15 protein-coding genes and 5 pseudogenes are annotated in these 19,041 nt (G+C 67.2%); 10 read left to right on the top strand and 10 right to left on the bottom strand.

The genetic code is table 11. The features are described from left to right. Positions 1–211: 211 nt before the first annotated feature. Positions 212–1,126 carry a MerR family transcriptional regulator gene (locus QFZ58_RS00975; protein WP_307122947.1) on the bottom strand — a complete coding sequence of 305 codons (915 nt, stop codon included), beginning with the start codon at positions 1,124–1,126 and terminating at the stop codon, positions 212–214. Positions 1,127–2,285: 1,159 nt separating this feature from the next. Beyond that, positions 2,286–2,726, bottom strand: coding sequence for a hypothetical protein (locus tag QFZ58_RS00970; RefSeq protein ID WP_307122946.1), 441 nt, complete (start codon positions 2,724–2,726; stop codon positions 2,286–2,288). Between the two features lie 1,250 nt (positions 2,727–3,976). On the opposite strand from QFZ58_RS00970, the gene QFZ58_RS00960 reads away from it, so the two are divergent. Together QFZ58_RS00960 and QFZ58_RS00955 are read left to right on the top strand one after the other, a co-directional pair. Continuing rightward, a complete protein-coding gene (locus tag QFZ58_RS00960; protein WP_307122945.1) occupies positions 3,977–4,120 on the top strand; it encodes a hypothetical protein in 144 nt (47 codons plus the stop codon). 471 nt (positions 4,121–4,591) lie between these two features. After that, entirely contained in the window at positions 4,592–4,792 is a 201-nt protein-coding gene (locus tag QFZ58_RS00955) for a cold-shock protein (RefSeq protein WP_307122944.1), read from the top strand. A gap of 304 nt (positions 4,793–5,096) precedes the next feature. Here the strand turns inward: QFZ58_RS00955 and QFZ58_RS00950 are convergent, their stop codons facing one another. Then, entirely contained in the window at positions 5,097–5,240 is a 144-nt protein-coding gene (locus QFZ58_RS00950) for a hypothetical protein (RefSeq protein ID WP_307122943.1), read from the bottom strand. A gap of 167 nt (positions 5,241–5,407) precedes the next feature. Next, positions 5,408–5,698, bottom strand: a pseudogene (locus tag QFZ58_RS00945) (integrase core domain-containing protein); the annotation flags it as partial. A gap of 9 nt (positions 5,699–5,707) precedes the next feature. Between QFZ58_RS00945 and QFZ58_RS00940 the strand changes: the two are divergent. Beyond that, positions 5,708–6,007, top strand: a pseudogene (locus QFZ58_RS00940) (LysR family transcriptional regulator); the annotation flags it as partial. A gap of 105 nt (positions 6,008–6,112) precedes the next feature. Here QFZ58_RS00940 and QFZ58_RS00935 read toward each other — a convergent pair. After that, positions 6,113–6,547: a cupin domain-containing protein gene (locus QFZ58_RS00935; protein WP_307122942.1), complete on the bottom strand. Its 435-nt coding sequence runs from the start codon at positions 6,545–6,547 to the stop codon at positions 6,113–6,115. A 306-nt stretch (positions 6,548–6,853) separates the two neighbouring features. Further along, complete coding sequence (locus QFZ58_RS00930; protein ID WP_307122941.1) at positions 6,854–7,378, bottom strand: O-acetyl-ADP-ribose deacetylase; 525 nt, start codon at positions 7,376–7,378, stop codon at positions 6,854–6,856. A 130-nt stretch (positions 7,379–7,508) separates the two neighbouring features. Here QFZ58_RS00930 and QFZ58_RS00925 point away from each other — a divergent pair, with 130 nt between their 5' ends. Next, positions 7,509–7,841, top strand: coding sequence for a DUF4288 domain-containing protein (locus tag QFZ58_RS00925; RefSeq protein ID WP_307122940.1), 333 nt, complete (start codon positions 7,509–7,511; stop codon positions 7,839–7,841). Between the two features lie 134 nt (positions 7,842–7,975). Here the strand turns inward: QFZ58_RS00925 and QFZ58_RS00920 are convergent, their stop codons facing one another. Continuing rightward, positions 7,976–8,851, bottom strand: a complete 876-nt coding sequence (locus QFZ58_RS00920) for an IS5 family transposase (RefSeq protein WP_307122939.1) — start codon at positions 8,849–8,851, stop codon at positions 7,976–7,978. Positions 8,852–9,429: 578 nt separating this feature from the next. Here QFZ58_RS00920 and QFZ58_RS00915 point away from each other — a divergent pair. Both QFZ58_RS00915 and QFZ58_RS00910 read left to right on the top strand, forming a co-directional pair. Continuing rightward, positions 9,430–10,755: a hypothetical protein gene (locus QFZ58_RS00915; protein ID WP_307122938.1), complete on the top strand. Its 1,326-nt coding sequence runs from the start codon at positions 9,430–9,432 to the stop codon at positions 10,753–10,755. Positions 10,756–10,809: 54 nt separating this feature from the next. Next, positions 10,810–11,933, top strand: a pseudogene (locus QFZ58_RS00910) (IS630 family transposase). A 619-nt stretch (positions 11,934–12,552) separates the two neighbouring features. On the opposite strand, the gene QFZ58_RS00905 reads toward QFZ58_RS00910, so the two are convergent. Next, complete coding sequence (locus tag QFZ58_RS00905; RefSeq protein ID WP_307128736.1) at positions 12,553–13,356, bottom strand: NUDIX domain-containing protein; 804 nt, start codon at positions 13,354–13,356, stop codon at positions 12,553–12,555. 742 nt (positions 13,357–14,098) lie between these two features. Next, entirely contained in the window at positions 14,099–14,590 is a 492-nt protein-coding gene (locus tag QFZ58_RS00900; RefSeq protein WP_307122937.1) for an RICIN domain-containing protein, read from the bottom strand. A gap of 463 nt (positions 14,591–15,053) precedes the next feature. Between QFZ58_RS00900 and QFZ58_RS00895 the strand changes: the two are divergent. From QFZ58_RS00895 to QFZ58_RS00885, 3 genes and pseudogenes are all read left to right on the top strand, one after another. Continuing rightward, a pseudogene (locus QFZ58_RS00895) lies at positions 15,054–15,383 on the top strand (transposase family protein); the annotation flags it as partial. A 94-nt stretch (positions 15,384–15,477) separates the two neighbouring features. After that, positions 15,478–15,981 (top strand): hypothetical protein, encoded by a 504-nt coding sequence (locus QFZ58_RS00890; RefSeq protein ID WP_307122936.1) that lies wholly within the window; start codon positions 15,478–15,480, stop codon positions 15,979–15,981. A gap of 41 nt (positions 15,982–16,022) precedes the next feature. Further along, a pseudogene (locus tag QFZ58_RS00885) lies at positions 16,023–16,241 on the top strand (Tn3 family transposase); the annotation flags it as partial. A gap of 110 nt (positions 16,242–16,351) precedes the next feature. Here the strand turns inward: QFZ58_RS00885 and QFZ58_RS00880 are convergent. Next, on the bottom strand, positions 16,352–16,561 hold the full coding sequence (locus QFZ58_RS00880) for a cold-shock protein (RefSeq protein WP_307122935.1): 210 nt from the start codon (positions 16,559–16,561) through the stop codon (positions 16,352–16,354). A 924-nt stretch (positions 16,562–17,485) separates the two neighbouring features. Here QFZ58_RS00880 and QFZ58_RS00875 point away from each other — a divergent pair. After that, entirely contained in the window at positions 17,486–19,012 is a 1,527-nt protein-coding gene (locus tag QFZ58_RS00875; protein ID WP_307122934.1) for an RICIN domain-containing protein, read from the top strand. Positions 19,013–19,041: the final 29 nt, after the last annotated feature.

Genomic DNA, 19,041 nt, shown 5'->3' with positions numbered 1-19,041 from the left:
AGGAGATGGACTCGTGGGTTCGCGCTCAACCCGCAGGGGCGACCCCGGCGGGCTGTGCCAGCAGGTGCGTGCGGAGCCCGCGTAGCGCATCGCGGTCTGCTCATCGAGCCCGAAGATCTCGACGGGGAGGAAGAACCCCTGGCCACAGGGAGCGGGACTCAGCTGACCTCAGGGGAACTCACGGGATGGCACACAAGCACAATACGGCCGGTCAGTTTTGATCTGCGGCGCGCAGGGCCCGCGCCAGCCACTCCAGCTCCTCGGTCGCGTCGGGCGCCGAATACTGCCCGCGCACGCGGGCGACAAGCCTGCGATAGCGCTCCGCCCCTGCCTCGATCCCGGCCTCCAGGCTGCGCAGCACGGCGGTCCGATCGGCGTCGCCGAACAGCTCGGACAGCACCTCGGCCACTTCCGGTCCCCCGGGGGCGGCCCCGCGTTTTCTGACCTCCGTGACGGTCTGCACGACCTGCCTGGCCCACCAGATGGACGCCCCGGGGGGACGACGCTGCCCCGGTGCGGGCGTGTTGAGCTCCATCCATGTGCGCAACCGGGTGCGAAAGCCGGGGTCCCGCACCAGTTCGGCCAGTTCTATCCAGGCGTCGACCTGCTCAGGTGCGGGATCGTCGGGCAATTCGATGCTGAAGGTGCGCAGGCGGTCGCGCAGGCGCGGTTCGACGTCGAGACCTCCGAACACCTCCTCCTTGAACTCGTCGATAATTGTCCTGCGTTCGGCGGCGGAAAGCCGCGCCAACCGATTCATCAGTGCTGTCTCCTCAGCGGTGGAACCACGTGTCGCCACGGTGGACAGGACGGCCCTGCTCACCTTGAGCGAGCGGATCTGCGCGTCGAGCGCGGCCACGTGCGTGTTGGCGACCTCGGCGACCGTGGTCCGACCGGTCAGCACCCGGCACACGTCGTCGAGCCCGAGGCCCAGCTCCCGCAGGGTGCGGACCAGCTCGACACGGGCTACGGACTCGGCGTCGTACAGCCGGTAACCGGTCGCGGAGCGGGCCACGGGTGGCACCGCTCCCTCGTCCGACCAGAAGCGCAGGGTACGCACCGGAAGTCCGGTGCGGTGCGCGAGCTGGCCGATGGTGAGCACGTCGGGGCGTTCGTCGTCGTCCATGGGCGAGATTCTGGACCCTCCAGCCGCTGGAGACTCAAGCGCCTCAGTCGACATTCCGTAAGTCCCCCAGATGACTGCTCAGTTCCCTCGCCACCGCCAGCGCCGACAGCATGCGCCTCCTTGCCTTCGATCAGGCCGCAGATTGATCAGGTGGGAACGAAGCTCCCGGCCCAGCCGAGGAGTGCGCCGCACTGTGGAGTAGGCCGATCCGGTGTTCCCAACGTTGGTGTCAAGGGGTGACAAGGCAGGGGCCTGGTAGCGGTGGGTGTACGTCAGGGTGGTGGCGAGCCGGCCCACGAGGCAGGCCTGCACTGCGGAGCTGCGGTCGGCCCGGTGTCGGCATCAGTCCTGATCACGGAGGCAAGGGAGGCGGTGGCGTCGAAGCCTGACGGCGGACGAGGCCCGTGTCGGATCAGGTGGTGACGGCTGCTCGATGTTGTGTGGCTTGGATCAGACGGAACCGGACAGGCGTCAGGATCCCTGCCGGAGCCAACACACTTCCCGGCAGGAGGGAGCCGGTTCGAAGGTTGAGGCGCCGAGTTGATCCGGTTCCGGGGAAACCGGATCTGCGCGGTCCGTCCCTTTTCCTTCGATCCCACCCGGATGATCGCCGTAGCGAGGCGCAGGCCGCATGCGTAACCCCGCCGGGCCGCGAACCGAACCTTTTAGCCGGCGACCTGAGTCAGAGATTCGCCGACAGCGGGTGGCGACCTTGTGGAGGATTTCGGCGGCGGTTTTGGTCCAGCCGTGGGTGGTCGTTCCAGTCTGCGACCCGGGCTTGGATGTCGCGTTCGAGGTCTTGTGCGTCGCGTGCGGCGACGCGCTCACCTGCGGCTTGCACGTCTGGCCCGTTCCGCTCCGCCGCCTGCGCTCCGCCCCGCCCTCCGCGCCGGGAGCACCTCCCGATCCATGGGGAACGAAGGCCGCTCCGATCGCCCTGAGGCCAATGGCCACCAAGTCGCCCGTGCTGGAAGAACCGCCGCTGCGTCTGGTCTGCGACCACCTGCGCTTTGGTCATCGTGGTGCTCGGTGACGGCGTGGCGCCGGCCGACCGGACGGGGAGGCGGGGGAGAGCGTGTTGCGGGCGGCGTCGGGCTTGAGGGATGGTTGGACCGGTCCCAACGGTTCAGCTCGACGCCGGTGTGCGCTGTGACCCGGGTCAGCGGCGGCCGGCGGCCAGCGTGACGAGGAACTGGCCGCCACCGGCCTCGATGCCGGCGGTCACCGGCAGCCCCGGTACCAGCCGGGAGAACCGGTCCACCAGCCAATCCGCCGCCTCTTGGGCATCCTGCCTGTTCGGACAACGGCCCACCATCTCGCGGCCCCCCTTGCGCTCCAGTCTTTCGGCAACGGTGATCAGCGGCGCGGGGTCGACCACGTACAGGCGGTCCGGCCAGGCGATGACCACCTTGACCGCGCCCTTGCGGGTGTTGCACCCGCGGTGCGCGAGCCGCTCGAGGACCTTGGCCTTCCGGTCGGCGGTCCGGCTGTCAACGCTCGGCCCCCGCGGGTCGTTCACTGACATGTCGGGGTCGACCGGTTCGTCGCACACCCAGCATCGCCAGCCGTCGCGCTCGGCCACATCATCAAGAAGACTCATCCGAGCAAACTAGCCTGCCCAGCCGCCACCCCGCGCACCAGGGCCTCGGCAACCGGGCGAGATCCGCCTCCTGTAGAACCCGATCACGTGCTGGACCAAGGGCCTGGGCGGTCCGACTGGCAGCAGCCCTAGGATCTGTTACCCACCACCGGCAGCCTCACCCAACTCCGTCCCGACCAGCCGGCCGAGATACTGGACGCGGTCGGGGGCGCGATCGACTTCCTGGGCGGTCGCTTTACGATGAACTACACCACCCTGGCAGCGACCGAACGCGCCGCCACGTCCCGAGACCAGCCGACGCATTGCGGGCGCTGATTGAGCCGCTGCAGCCGAAGGCGGAGCGTCGGTTCCGGCAACCGGGACGCAAGTGGCATCCGGACCGGCTGGTGTTCAGGGCAACCTGTTCGTGCTGCAAAGCCGCCCCCTCGCCGCGTTTGGTTCCGGCGAGGGGGCGCCGGCCGACCGCCCCGCACGTGTGACGCCATGGCCACGTGCTCGAAGCCCGCCAGCGCCCCGGACAAGACGCGGGCGGGATTCCGCAGGTGCTGACCGCCGGGATCACGGAGCAGGAGGCGGACGGTCGGTCGTACGTGCGCAGGGCGATCAAGGAATTGGCGGAGCTGGGGCCGGCGGAGACGAATGGCAAGGCGGCAAGGACCAGATCCAGCGCCGTGTCAGGCAACGCTTGCCCTGTCGACGACGGTGCGCATGTGCCGGTCGTCGGCGTGGCGGTTTCGCCAGATGGTGTAGCGGCGATCATGCTGCCTCGCTTCCCTATGGTCTTAACGGTCTCCGGTCACGTCCCGGGTTCAGCGTTCCGCGCTGGTGGGATCGGCTTCCTCGAGGTGGGTGGCGGCCAAGCCGGCGAGGAGTCTGAGCCGGTCTTCGTCGGCGGTGCCGGACTCCGGGTGCACATGGTCAGGGAGGGGGCGTTTGGGCGGCCATGGGCGGGTCCAGGGGCCGGTAGGCGAGCTCGAGAGGACCGGCGTCTCCGCATGACGGGCTCGGGGGCGAGTCAATCTCGATCCGCTCCGAGCTGTCCGCTCTGCACTCGGGGCGCCTGTGGGTGGCACTGGCCGCCTGCGCAACACCGCCAACGGTGTGCTGGCGACGTACACCGACATCTCCCCACCGTTACCCGACCCCAACTCATCTGGCGGCCGACCTGGTGCCGCTGGTCCTGGCCGGCTTCCGCGTCGGCGCCCCGGTGGGCTTCCTCGTGGAAGGCCGTCGGGGGCAGGCTTCCGTATATGACGACGATCGTGGCCCCGGCGGTGGCCACGCTCCCGCTGCTGGCACTGTGCGTGCTGTCGGGCCAGGCTGTGTCCACGATCGTGCTGGTGGGCCTGCGGGGATTGTTCGGGCTCGGGCCAACCCGGTGCTGTCCTCCCTGAGGGGCCGCTTCGCGGGCAGGGCCCCCTACGCGCTGGGGTCGGCGCTGACCGTGTCTGCGTTCAATCTCGGCACCCGCCGTCGGCTCCTGGATCGCCGGCCGCGCCCTTGTATCCTCCCTCGGGGTCACAGTTCCGGCCGCCGTCGTCCCGCTCACGCTAATCCCCGCCATCGCCGTCCTCCGGCGCCGCCCCCTGGCGCTGTCCTCGGTCCAGCCGGGCCACCGCGGTGGTCACGCCCAGCCGGGCCGGCCACGCCGCTGGTGGAGCTGGTCGACCTCCTATAGGCACTCGCCACGGCGGCCGGGCCGCGTCAGCGTGGCGGTGGCCACAGGCGTGGAACATCGGGGGGGGGAATAGCAGACGATGGAGCATTTAAGGGTTGCCCGGGTTTGTCCACTTTGCGCCCTGGGGAAGGTCAACGTGCAACCTGGAACAAACCACAAGCCCAGTACCCGCACGGAAGATAGAACTATGACTCACGGCACAGTGAAGGCGCTTGACGCAGAAAAAGGCATCGGAATCATCTCACAGGACGAAGGGGCGGACCTCCCCGTCCACTACAACGACATCCAAAACCTCGGAGACAAGAAGCTGGAAGTAGGCCAGAGAGTCGAATTCCAGATCACTCAAGGATCACAAGGCCCCAAAGCCATCGGAGTCCGAAGCCTCTGAAGCAGACCCGTGTCACGCAGCGTGAAGCGAACCGCCCGTCGGGGTGCTGCGACTGGACGAGCTGTTGGCCGAGCGAGATATGCCGGCCCCGCGGGTGGTGGGCGTCGATGAGTACGCCACACAGCCGTGTCTACGGCACTGTGCCGGTCGACTGCGAGCCCCGTCGGCCGGTCGACCTGTTAGCTGACCGGGAGGCGCCCAGCCTGGCCGAGTGGCTGGCGAAGCGGCCGGGCATTGAGGTGATCTGCCGGGACCGTGCTCCGTTATTCGCCGAAGGCGCTTCGGCCGGGGCGCCGGGGGCGGTTCAGGTCGCAGCGAGGCCGCCGAGCGAGCTGTTGCCCGCCACCGCCAGTGCTTGCGTGTCCTGGCCCCCGAACCGGTCGAGGAGGACGCGGACGTTCCCGCACCATCCGTCGTGGATCGGCTTCGCCCTGGAAGAGCGACCCATGCCAACCGCGTCCGGGCCAGACATGCCACGGTCCACGCGATGCTGGAAGCCGGCCACAGCAGCCGTTTCATCGGCCGCCAACTCCACATGACGCACCGCACCGTCAAAAGTCTTGCCGACGCCGCCAAGCCGGAAGACGGGCCTTGGCCCCGAATCCTGAACACGGGTTATGCGGCTTGTGCCAGCGTAGTTGGTGTGTGGTGGAAGGTGTTTTCGAAGGCGATCGGTGATCGTTGTCCGAGGCGGGAGTGTCGGCGGCGGGTGTTGTAGCGGTGGAGCCATCTGAAGGCGTCGAGTCGGGCCTCGCGCTCGGTCGGCCAGCTCTTCCGTCCTTGCAGGGTCTCGCGCTTGAAAGTCGCGTTGAAGGACTCGGTGAGTGCGTTGTCCGCGCTGGCCCCGACCACGCTCATGCTTTGCCGAACCCCTGCTGACCTGCAGGCTTGGGCGAAGTCCCTGCTCGTGAGGCCCTGGTGCGCTACTTCACCGTGGTGGCGGCGCACCAGCCCTTCGGTCGGGCCGCCGCCGACTTGCACGTGGCCCAACCGGCGCTGAGCCGCCAGATCCAACGGCTCGAGAAGTACCTCGGCGCACGGCTGCTGGACCGCGCACCCCGAGGCACCCGGCTCACTCCGGCCGGCCAGAGGTTCCTCCCGCGGGCCCAAGCCCTGCTGAAGGCTGCCCACCAGGCCGAGCTGGTCGTGCGTGCACAAGCCGAGACCGGACGAATCGCCATCGGCTACGTCGAAGACCTGGTGATCACTGCCGCCGGCGATGATCGACGTCTCCTGGACCAGGACGGCGTCGTCGGCGACCAGCAGGAGGTCCTCCAGGACGGCGTACGGCGACGGAGCCTGGGGAGGGGTGCTGGGGGATCACAGGATTTCCAAGTCGTGGGGGTCGAAGCCGGGAGCGACGACGCAGGACACCAGGGTCGGTTCGTCACCGGCCGGTGTCGCGGTCTGCCAGACGTCGCCCGGCACGAGAAGTTGCGGCTGCTGTCCTTTTTCGATGTCGGGCCCCAGCATGGCGGCAGTGACTTTCTTGCCGGGCGTGGTTCCGGTGCCGCCGAGGCGCAGGGTGAGGGGCCCGCCCAGGTGCCAGAGCCACAATTCGTCCGAACGTACCCGGTGCCAGCGGGAGGTCTCGCCGGGGTGGAGGAGGTAGTAGATGCCGGTCGCGAAGGGTCGGGGCCGGCGGGACTTGGCCGGGACGGCTGCCGGCCCGGTCTGCCAGGTCCGCCGGAACCAGCCGCCCTCGGCGTGCGGCTCGAGTCCGAGGTGCTGCACCAGGGGGGAGGTATCACCCATACGTGCATCCTGACCCAGGACGCCGTCCTGGGGTGGCAGCGACTTGCGCGCACGGCAGTCTTGAATTCGGTCAGGCCGGTTCAGGGCTGTGCGCAGAGCGGCGGTCAGAGCGTGATCAAGTCCCCGCCGGTGGGTAGCCCGTCGCCTTGCCCGCTGGTGACCACGCTGAGTGCGTCGTCATGACGTGTGCTTTGCTGTGCTCGCTGAAGGGTGACTTCCGTGGCCGGGTGTCCTTGCAATGTGCGTGATCCCCTCGTTGCCCCTTGGGCAGGAGATACGCGGTTCGTGGGCGTGCACGGGCCCTGCCTAGACCGTCAGCGCCTCGTCGAAGCGGGCGTACGCCTCCTCGTCCAACAGCACGAACCGGACCTCGGTGATCGGAGAGTGCGCGGCCTCACGGACCGTACGTACGGCGATCCGGGCCCCGTCGTCGAGCGGCCAGCCGTAGATGCCCGTCGAGATAGCCGGAAAGGCAATCGTCCGAGCGCCCAGTTCCGATGCCACCCGCAGGGATTCCCGGTAGCAGGAGGCCAGCAACGCGGAACGGTCCTCCGTGCGCGACCAGACCGGGCCCACCGTGTGGACGACGTGCTCCGCGTGCAGACGGCCGGCCGTCGTTGCCACGGCCTGCCCGGTCGGCAGTCCCTTGCCGTAGTGCGAGGCCCGCAGGCCCCGGCAGGCAGCAAGGATCTCGGGCCCACCGCGCCGGTGGATCGCGCCGTCCACCCCACCGCCGCCGAGGAGGGAGGAGTTGGCGGCGTTGACCAGGACGTCGGCGTGCTGCTCGGTGATGTCCCCGTGTACGAGGGTGATCGTCGGTTGTGTCTTCATGCGGCCATCCTGCACCTCGTCGCCGGTCACCCACGAGTGGCCACGAGGTACGACAAACTAGGGCCTGTTGCGAAAGTAGATCTTTCTTTGCGACGATCACGGTTTGGCGCGAGGGGATGACGAGCCGGCAATGAAGCAAGAGCCGAAGGCGTGGTACAGCGCCAGAACTTTCTACAGGTGGCTGACCTGGGAAAATCGTCCCTACGAGGAGCGTGTCGTGCTGTTCCGGGCACGGTCCCTCGACGAGGCCATCGAACTGGCCGAGCGGGAGTCGGCCGAGTACGCCGAGGAGAGCGACCTCGAAGTCTTCGACATGGTGCAGGCGTACAGGATCTCCGACGGCGACGAGGAGGTGGTCGCAGGTACGGAGGTGTTCTCCCAACTGCATGCGCTCGACCTCCCGGCGGAGGAGTTTCTCAACCGCTACGACTCGGGACCAGCACACACTCAGATCAGTGAGTGATGTCGTTCACGGTGCTCGGCCCGGCAACAGGGCATGGTCGCCGCCGTTCGACTGCCCCACCTTTCGTCTTTGTCCTCTACGGCAGCGATCTGCCGGAGATGTGGAACGTGGATCCCACCATGTGACGGTGAGGGTCACAGCCACTCGTTGATGGCTGCGACGAGGACGGTCGCCTCGTATCGGACGGCGAGCTTGTCGTATCGCGTGGCGACAGCACGGTGCCTCTTGAGGCGGTTGATCCCGCACTCGACCGCGTGACGCTCGCGGTAGTCGACTGGGTCGAAGCGCGGTGGCCGGCCACCGCGGGAGCCGAGCTTCTGGCGGTTGCGAGCCTGATCGGCCTCGTCCGGGATGGTGCAGCGGATCCCACGGTGACGCAGGTAGGCGCGGATTCTGCGGGAGGCGTACGCCTTGTCCGCCCGCACGCGATCGGGACGAACGCGTGGCCGGCCCGGCCCGAGGCGGGGCACACGGACCTTCTCCAGCACCGGTTCGAACTGCGGTGAGTCCCCGCGCTGTCCGGCGGTCACCACGATTGACATGGGTTTCTGGCCCTGCTCGACAGCCAGGTGGAGCTTGGTGGTGAACCCGCCGCGCGACCGGCCCAACGCGTGGTCCTCCGGCTCGGTGAAGATGCCGCCCGGTGGTTCCTTCTGAAGGTCACCTCGCGTGCGGGCCCCGGCCGCATGCTGATGGGCACGGCACACCGTGGAGTCGACGCTCAGGTCCCACGTGATCGCGCCTCTTGCGTCGGCCAGGGACTGGAGCCGGGTCAGGATCCGGTGCCAGGTGCCGTTCCGCTGCCACCGGCGGAACACGTCGTAGACCCGGCCCCAAGGTCCGTACTCGACGGGCACGTCCCGCCACGGAACACCGGTGCGGACCCGAAACCGTATGCCATCGATGAGCCGCCGCCGAGGCCAGACGGGCGGCCGGCCCGCCTTCGCCCCCCTCGGCAACAACGGCTCCAGCACCGCCCACTGCTCGTCCGTGAGATCTCCCCGGCCCATGAACCGTGATCATCCACAGCCCAAGATCAACTTTCGATACACGGCCTAGCCGTCCGCTACGAAGCGACTGTTCTGGTTGCAGCCATCAACGAGTGACTGTGAGGGGGTGGTGACGGGCGCATGACTCTGCAGGTGACCACGGGACCCAGGAAAGAGTCTCACGCCAACCGGGTCGCCCGCAGGCCCAGCCCTGGAGCACCTCAGCCACAGGTTCCACTGCGAAGACCTCGTGCTTGCGAGGTACCCATGTCTGGAAGTGCTTGTCCGGCCCTCCCTCGCGGTATTCTACCTGATAGCTCAGATCGTCATTGAGATAGACCTGCATGTAGTGCTGATCGGCGGGCTCCAGATCAAGCCGCCGCACGACGACAAATCGCGATCCGAGACTCATGTCAGCTAGTGCCGTATCAGGCAACGTTTGCCTTGTCGCGATGGACGACTCGCTGCGCGCCAGTCAACGCGGTGCAGTTGAGGAGCGTCGAAGCGGATAGAGGGAGGCGCGTTGTCGACGATCGGCTAGCTCAGCGACCGAAGTATGGTGCCGCTGGTTTGTCAGTGGGCGGCCGTACGCTCAGCCCGTGAATATTGATGATCTTAAGTGGCAGTCACGGGGTCTCGGTGGATACCCGCCCGTGTTGGTGGACCTGTTGGTAGAGCAGGGGCACGTGGAACTACTGGTCCGGGCGGCTTCAAGGGGAGCGTGGTCCTGCGCGAGGGCGGCAGCGCGCGAGCTGGGCAAGATGGCGGAGTTCGAGCGGGCTCTGAGCGTGTTGGAACCGTTTGTCGAGGTTGGCTGGGAGCCAGCACGCTGGGCGGCTGCCGACATCATGCTGCAGGCGGGACGGGTACAGCAGGCGCTGGACTGGGGCCGCCCGGACGATACGGATCTGGCGTCGGAGCCCGTGTGCCGCAACTTCGCGGAGCTGCTGGTCAAGGCGGGACAGGTGGATGAAGCGATCGCTGTGCTGACCCCGCATTTGGACCGGGGATGGCTCCTGTCCACCCTGGTCGAGCTGACCGAGGGACAGAACCGGGACGAGCTGGTACTTGAACTGCTCGCACCGAAGGCCGAGCGGGCCCGCACCGCCCGCGGTGAGGAACGATGGAACCTCGATGCCAGTAATGCGCAGGACCTGCAGGCGCAGGTCCTGGAACGCGCGGGCCGCGTCGACGAGGCCGTCCGGGTACTCAGGGCAGATATAGCCGCCGGTCACTTCCTGGTCCAGAACACGCTCACCGCCTATGCCGAACTCTGCCAGCGCAATGGGCACATGGACGAACTGTGCGAGCTGGGCATCGGGGAGCACTCGCATGTCGGCTTGCCGTACTACGCCAGGGCACTCGAAGACCGCGGTCAGGCCGACGAGGCCGAGACCCTCCTGCGACGTTTCATCGCGGCTGACGAGTGGGATCGCTTCCGCTGGCCATTGATCGAGCTGCTGGGGCGGCAGGGTCGGATCGCGGAGGCCGTCGAGGTGGGACGACCTACGTTCGACCACCACGATGCCTGCCTTCTCGAAAGCGTCATCCATCTTCTTTCCGAGGCCGGGCGTTTCGATGACGCCCTGGCCATCCTCGACGAGCGCGATGCCGAGTACATCGACGAGCACCCGTCCTGGTTCCACACGAACCGGATAGGGCTGCTGGGCGAGGCAGGCCGGTACGAGGAAGCCCTCGCCTACGCCAAGACCCTACCGGCGGACGTGTACGGACTGACATCCAGCACCGCGTGGATCCTGGAGCAGTCAGGACGCGTCGACGAGGCTCTCGGCCTGCTCCGGGCAGATGCCGACGTGGAGGCGTGGGAGGTGGCCGCGCTCCTCATCAAACACGGACGTGCAGAAGAAGCGATGGACAGCATGCCCTCTATCGCCGATCTCCGGGCAGCCAGTCGGTGGGGGTAGTCGGAACCGTTCTGCTCTTGGACCTGGCACAGTGGCGAGCGAGATCCTGTGTAGATGTCAGAGCGTGTACGGGTTCGAGAGATCGATGACGATGAGCGCACGCGGTTACTGCGGATAACCCGCAGAGGCACCGGGTCGGTGGTGACCTGGCGGCGGGCCCAGATGGTGTTGCTGTCCGCACAGGGGGTGCCGGTAGCGAGGATCGCTGCGGTGTCACTTGCCAGTGACGACCGGGTTCGGGACGTGATCCACAACTTCAATACCGACGGCTTCGACTCGCTCTACCCCAAATACAGGGGTGGCCGGCCCAGGACCTTCACGCTGGCCGAGCGGCGCGAGATTAAGAAGATTGCCAAGTCCAAGCCGATTGAGCATGATTTGCCGTTCTCGACCTGGAGTCTGACTAAGCTGGCGGACTTCCTGGTCGCCGAGGGGGTAGTCGGCGGCATCAGCCACGAGGGCCTGCGCATCATGCTCCGCGAGGAAGGCGTCTCCTTCCAACGCTTGAAGACCTGGAAGACGTCTAGCGACCCCGACTACGCGGCCAAGAAGGCCCGCGTTGAGCACCTCTACGCGATCGCCGACGGAGAGGTCATGCCTGAGGGCGGTGAGCCCAACGTCGTCTTTTGCTTGGACGAGTTCGGCCCGCTCAACCTGATGCCGCACCCGGGCCGGCAATGGGCTGAACGCGGCGGCAATCACAAGGACGCCGACCGCGAACCGCGCCGACGGCGCCGGGCAACCTACAACCGCTACGGCGGAGTGCGACACCTGTTCGCCGCCCTGGACCTGGCCAAGAACAAGCTCTACGGCCACATCAAGCCGATCAAGCGCCGCACCCAGTTTCTGGAGTTCTGCCGCTACCTCCGCACGCTCTATCCCTCGACGGTTCGGATCGCGATCGTCTGCGACAACTTCGCCCCGCACCTGACCACCAAGAGATGCCAACGCGTTGGAATCTGGGCCGCGGCGCACAACGTCGAGATCGCCTACACCCCACTAACAGCTCCTGGCTCAATCGCATCGAAGCCCAGTTCACCGCCCTGCGCTACTTCACCCTCGACGGCACCGACCACAAGGAGCAGGGGAGCATGATCCGCCGCTACATCATCTGGCGAAACCGCCACACCAGCGACCGGCGTCTACGAGCTGTCGTCAACAGGGCAAACGTTGCTTGATACGGCACTAGCAGGTCGTGCAGCTGTTCCTCAGACGGGTCGTCCCAGGTCGTCCCGTTCGCCTCAACTGCTTGCAGTACTGGTGTTGCCATGCATCTGACTCTAGTCACATAGAGGATCTCCACCTCGGCGGGCTCCACTTCCGGCACACGCTCTGGGGGAGAGGCGGGAATCTTCGGCTGTCGGCCGTCCTGCTGCGCCAAGATCGTTGGACGGCTCGCAGGCAAGGTCTGGACGTCTGAGAGGGCCCCGAGTTCGCCATTGGCCTCCCGTTGCACTCAAGGGCGTCCCCTACAAGGCCACGCTCTCGTGGTGACTGGGCGCCCTTCCGGGCGTAGTCCGTCTCGACTTACTGGTCGGTGTCGACCGTGCCGTCCACTTCCTGCCTTTGTGGCGCTAGGCACCCGCACTTGGTGCCGCCCAACTGACCATCATCCCTTGACCCGTCAAGGAGCACTCCTATGGGCATCATCGTTCGGAGCACGGTCCTGACGTTGCGAAGGTCTTCATCTGGGCGCATGCCACCTCCTACGACAGTGACCTCGCCCCCTGCGCCGGGCCCACCCCGGTGTCATGGACTTCCGTACCTGGCTCAATCGCTTCGGCAAGGCCCGCCTCGCTACACAACTGGACGCCCCTGCGGGCTGACAGGGCAGCTCACGAGAGTGCGCTTCTGTAGCTTCGCAGTTGTTTGTGACGGCGGCAGGACCTGTCGTGTGTCTGCTGATTTCGTGCCTGATGGCCTGTGGGAACCTGTAGCTCGATTGCTGCTGGCTCGTGCGTCGCGTCGGCACCGGTACACGGGCCGGTTGCCGGCCGATGACCGTGCTGCTCTGCGAGGCATCGTGTGAGGGGGGCTCGCACCAGACCTTCGCCGGTCGAAAAGACCCGGCCAGGTAGCAAGCACCACCTCAGCACACTGGCCCCGCCGTACAGCAGCCCGAGCGGTCCTGCGGCTTCCACCACCGCCATCCCACACACCGGTCAGGCTCCAGTACTTCCGGGGTGCCGGCCCAGGATCGGGCCTGGAAGACGAGCCCGATCCTAGGCCGGCACCTGGGGAGTCGACGAGGTGAACCGTGTGTACGAGCTCGACGTCCTCGGGCGCGATGGTGAGGCCTGCTTCTTCCTTCGCTTCCCGCACCAGGCAGGCGATCGCAGCTTCCCGCTCGCAGTGGCCGGCCAGGAAGTGCCAGGTGCTCGGCGCGAAGGCAGAGTCAGGGTGGCGCAGGCCGAGGAGGATCCGGCCATGCTCGACCTGGAGGTGGAGGTGGACACCGACGATGTGGAATTCGGTCCCGGCCGGGGCTTCGCCGGGCAGTGGACGGGCGCCGTCCGGCGGGCCGTCCGCTGCGGGGTGCTCGGCCGCGTGGCGGCGGATCAGTTCCCTCAGTCCGGGACTCAGGCGGCTTCGGTCGAGCATGTCAGCGGTGCACCACTTCAGCAGGACGCCTTCGCGGAGATGCACCGTGTCGGGGTCACCGTGCCAGCGGCCGGCGTAGACCTGGACGGGGACCGCAAGGCCGTCGACGCTTGCTGCCTCCTCCACGGCGAACGGCGCCAGATCGGTGGGTTCCAGGCCTGGCGCCTCCTCGGCGAGCTCCCGCCACAGGGCCGCCTCGAGGCTGGAGTCGTCCCTCGTGCGGCCGCCGCCCTTATGAACAGTTCGCATGTCTCAGACCCCCTCCTGTCTCACAAACACTCAGACAGGACACAAGGACGATCCATCGCGACCCAAGCGGATGCCTATCTCAGGAACAGCCGGTAACCGTTGCCCATTCGTGACTTTCAAACCCCGGCACGTGGACGCCGTTGGTGCGGGTGAGCAGTTGGGCGTTGTGGAGCCCTCGACTGCTGCATTCGCCGACCGAGGCCAAAAGGTACCGACGGCGGGAGCTGTGTGCAGCGCGTGCCTCTCCACCTGAACCGCCGTCTACAAGCCTTCGTCAGGGCGGCGGGTCACACACCGAGCCTTTCCCAGTAAGCGCCCGTCGCTTGCTGTGACTGCGATGCTGGCACTGCGGCCCGCGCGATCCCCAAGTTCGGGCAGGCGTAAGGCCCCTGATGGCAACGATCTTGCGACAGACAGTACTGCTGTGCCACACGCCCCGCGACGGCGGCTGGTGGCGGCGGTTACCGCTGCCACCAGCCGCCTGGTAAAACGTCTACCAGCTCTTATCGGCGGGCTTGTGGTGCCACAGCCGGTCCGCGCTGTTGGTAGCGCGGAACAGCCGGACGTCGCTGAAGGCGAAGCCAACCCTCTGTGGGGCGACGGCTAGCTTGGGGTTTGTCGTGGGCCTGAGGCTCCACCAGCCGGTCGGGCCCACTCGCGGGTCCAAGTCCGTCTCCTCGGCGACGATCTGCCACGTCTGGTTGCGGTCACCGGTGCAGGGTTTCAGAACCACCCTGACGTTGGGCTTCGGCTCCGATTCGGGCTGGAGACACACGGTCGTGTTCTTCTCATTGCGCACCAGCCAGGAGCCGTCCCCCTGCTCTTCCAGCTCCCACTGGGTGCTGGTCCGGCTCTCGTAGTCAGCGTTGGGCTCCCGGATGATCCCTGCGGGGACACCCGGTGCGGCGACATCATCCCAGGCGCTCAGCCGCCCGCCGTCCGCCCTGTTGATGATCTCCTGGTGCCGGACGTCGGCGACGCCCACGGCTTGACTTGGTGTCGTGGAGGCGAGGAGCGCTGCTGCCGCAACGACAGGCAGCAGACAGAGCCGTACACAACGCGCATGACTGGAGCGGGGATTTCGGCTACGCATGAGGTCCCTTTCCGTCCAGATGACCAGCACTGTGTGCAGGAACAGCACCAGCGCGCACCAGACATACCCCGCTGTATCCGGAGAACTCCTTAACTCATGCGTGTTAGCTACAAAAAAGCTATAATATGCCACGACATTTGGTCCGTACCTCCTCCAGTGATCTGTTCTCAGCACCCGTCGGCCACCGCCCATGAGCACGAGGCGTGTCGCGCGGTCCGCGGTGTCCCCAAGTCCGGGCAGGCGTAAGGCCCCTGGCAGGAACGATCTTGCGACTGATTGCTCTGACCGAGGGGGCCTCACGTGCCGACCAGTGTCACGTACACCGCCGTGCTCGATGTGAAGCGGTCCACCGCCGAGCTGTGCCCGCCACCACGGCCTGATCGACGCCCTCAACCGCCTAGCCGCCGAGTTGGACATGCCGGCCCTGGTCGACCTCGGCTACGAGAACGCCGGCGACGGCTTCCGCCACCCCTTCAAAAAGCCCGCCGGAGGCGAGCTGACCGAGGCCCAGCGGACCTACAACAAGGTCATCCGCGGCATCCACGGCGTCTGCGAGCGCGCCAACTCCCTACTCAAGACCACCTTCAAGGCCCTGCGCAGAGTCAGCCTCGACCCCAGCCGCATCACCAAGATCGCCGCCGCAGCTCTCGTCCTGCTCCAGCTCGGGTACGACCGCACCATCTGAACGATCACACAACGCCGTGATTCGTTACTGGCAAAGACTGACCGGATGCCTGTGTCTTACGTGTCGTCTTGCGTGGGGTGTCGTTCTACAGGTCATGAAGATCACTACGCGTTTCCAACTGGCGGCCACACTCAGCGGTGCCGCCCTCCTCGGCACCCTGCTCAGCGGCAGCCCGTCCGCCTCGGCCGCCGCAGCCAAGGCGGCCCCGAGGGTCGAGGTATGCACCGAGCCGCAGGACACGCGCAGCACCAGCGACAAGACCGCAGTCGAATGGCGTATGTGCCTCGACAGCTACTCCGGTGTTCACGGCAGCCTGGAGGTGAAATGCCTGGTGTGGAGTCTCCTCAACGGCTGGCACGAGTCGCGTTGCCAGTGGTTCGGAGGGATGGAAATCCTCAAGGGTGATGAGGTCATCGAGGAGAGGCGTATCGGGCTTGCCTCGGTGTCAGAGCTCCGTGAAGTGCTGCGCTTCAACTGCCAGGAGCACGGCACCTACAACTTCGCCATCCGTGGCATCAGGGCACAGCCGGACTACCCCAACGCGGACTACCTGGACGTCACTCTCCCCGACACCACGGTGACCGCCGAGATGTGCTGAGCGAGCGCCTCACGGCCCGGCGCCGAAGCGGGACATAAGCGATCCTCTGGGCCACCCGGTATATCGGCGCCGTCGCGCAGCTGCGTGTAGAGGGGGACGAGCTCCGGGACGAGGACATCGCCCGGCTCTCTCCGCTCAAGCACAAGAGCGTCAACGTGCTCGGCCGCTACAGCTTCACTGCCTCCACCCCGGCCGGCGGGGGGCTCAGGCCGCTGCGCGGCCCGGACGCGGCCGGACTCGACGAGGACGACGAGGAGTAGGCGGACCTCGTCTCCCTCCCCGGGAGTCGGATCGTTGCCGGTGAGGCGCCGGGACCGGGGAGGACCTAGCTCAAGGACGGCTCCTTGGCGTGGGCTTGGCCATCAAGGTGTCAGAGGGAGCGCACCGCTTGTGCCTGGGGGCCGTTGCTGCCCTGGGTGATTTCGAACTCAACTCGCTGATTCTCCTCCAGGCTTCGGGACCCATCGCGGCTCTGGACCGCCGAGGAGTCCACGTACACGTCCGGGCCGCCACTATCGACAGAGATGTAACCGGACCCCGTCTCTGCGTCAAACGACTTCACAGTCCCGCGCTGAGGCATCTTCGTAACCTTTCTGTAGGCCCGAGGCGGTCACCCCGGCGCGGACGGGTCCTCCCCCTGCGCCAGGTCCCGCAACCCTGTTGACCGATCTTGACCGGGTATATGCGATGACGGTTGTGGTGCTGGTCGTGCAGGCCGTCATCGTTCAGGGATTCGCTGGCATTCGACGGGATCGAAGTCTCAGGCCGCCTTCCTCTTGGACAGGGCCTCGGCCGGGCGGTGGAGGCCCGCGTCGCCGACCACCGCGACTGTCCGCGCACCCAGCCGCCCGGACTGCCGGCAACCTGTCGGAGGCGGCTCGCCCTGACCTCGGCGGCTGCAAGGGGCAACGGCCTCTGTCCCGTCGGCCGCGGGTTATCCACCATCTTCTGGCCTGCCAGCGGTACGCGGCGAAGGCGGAGCGTGGGCCTTTCATCGAATGCCGCTCTGACCGGCTGGCGTAGGCAGGTGCCTCGGTGCTGGGCAAGCCTTTACCGGCCAGCGCGCTGACGGCGCCGTCGCGCGGGACGTGCCGCGGTGGAGGTGACGGATGTGATGCACCGGGCTCAGGGGCCGTTCCACGCAAACGGGCCGCCCCCGATACTCCGGTCATCTTCACCGTGCACGAGCTCAAGAGACTGACGAGGAACGCGGCAGAGCTGATGAACCTGTCCGCCGAACTGCAGGCCGGCAGCATCCCCGCTCGAACTCGAACTCCTCACCGACCGCCGGCTACCGGAACGCGTCGATCCGCTTCACCGCGCTGCCGCGGCCGAGCGGTTCCGCGTCGGGGCGCCCGCGGAGCTAGGCCACTGAGCGCGTGCGATGTGCCGTCAACGTGCCGCGCAAGGACCACTCGTTAGTGATCTTGCCATGCCGCCATCCGTGTGACTTGCTGGAATCAACCGATTACCGCATGTAGCGGTGAACGGTGAAGGGATGACCATGAGCACTGCTCAAGCGGCAGCCACAGGTGGCGAGCACTCCGCCCCTGCGATCAGCACGGTCGCGGGGACTGGGGACGCGGGCTTCAAGGAGGGCAAGAAGCCTGCCGGTTCGGCCCAGTTGAACCGCCCGCACTCGATCGCGATGGACAGCACCGGCACCCTCTACATCTCCGACTACAACAACCACCGAGTCCGGAAGGTGACGACCGACGGGAAGATCAGCACGGTCGCGGGAACCGGGGACGCGGCATTCGGGGGAGACGGCGGCCTGGCCGTCTCGGCCCAGCTGAACTGCCCGCGTGAAATTGCGCTGGACAGTGCGGGCAACCTCTACATCGCCGATGCCGGTAACCACCGGGTGCGGAAGGTCGGGGCCGATGGGAAGATCAGCACGGTCGCCGGCACGGGCGCCGCGGACTTCGGTGGTGACGGCGGCCCCGCCACCGCCGCCCGGCTGAACAGCCCCTACGGGGTCGCGGTGGACAGCGCCGGTGTCCTCTACGTCGCCGACTACAACAACCACCGGGTGCGGAAGATCGCAGCCGACGGGAAGATCAGCACGGTCGCGGGAACCGGGAGCGCGACCTTCGGGGGAGACGGCGGCCCGGCGGTGTCGGCCCAACTGCACCTCCCGCACGGAGTGGCGGTGGACAGCGCCGGTGTCCTCTATGTCGCCGACTACAAGAACCACCGGGTGCGGAAGGTCGGGGCCGATGGGAAGATCAGCACGGTCGCCGGCACGGGCGCCGCGGACTTCGGTGGTGACGGTGGCCCCGCCACCGCCGCCCGGCTGAACATGCCCTTGGGGATGGTCGTGGACAGCGCCGGCACCCTGTACATCGCCGATTACCAGAACCACCGGGTGAGAAAGGTCGCAGCGGACGGGAAGATCAGCACGGTCGCCGGCACAGGTACCGCGGGCTCCGGCGGTGACGGCGGCCCGGTCGTCTCGGCCCAGCTGAACCACCCGTTGGGGCTCGCTGTGGACTGTGTCGACGCCCTCTACATCGCCGAGTTCGACGGCCACCGTATTCGGAAGATCACGGTGGCACCGATGGCCGGGCTGCCGGAGTCGGGCACGGTGGTCTCCTGGGGCAACGTCCGTAGCAGGCTGCGGATGGGGGTGGTGCGTGAGTCCACCAAGGACGGGGCGGAGGTCCAGCAGGCTCTCACCGCCGCCAGGGATCACCAGCGGTGGCGGCTGGTCGTGGCGGGCCAGGTGGACGGCGAGGTCCTGTACCGGATCGAGAACGTGCGCAGCGGCAAGGTCCTGGAAGTCGCCGGAGCGGGGGAGGCGGCCGGGGCGGCGGTCGTCCAGCGCGCCTATGAGGGTGATGACGCACGCCATCAGCAGTGGCGGTTGATTCCGATGGGTCCTGTGACCGGCACCCCGCGGGTGTATGAGATCGCGAACGGCAACAGCGCTCTGCTGCTGCGGGTCGACACCAATGCCTGCGCGGTGGTCAAGCAGCACGGGGCGGAGGGCGACCACCCAGGCCGGCGGTGGCAGTTGTTCCCCGTGTAATGCACGAGGGGGCAGGGGCGGTCATGCCC

The sequence above is a fragment of the Streptomyces sp. B1I3 genome, assembly GCF_030816615.1.
Taxonomy (GTDB): Bacteria; Actinomycetota; Actinomycetes; order Streptomycetales; family Streptomycetaceae; genus Streptomyces.
This window is presented reverse-complemented; position numbering and strand designations above follow the sequence as displayed.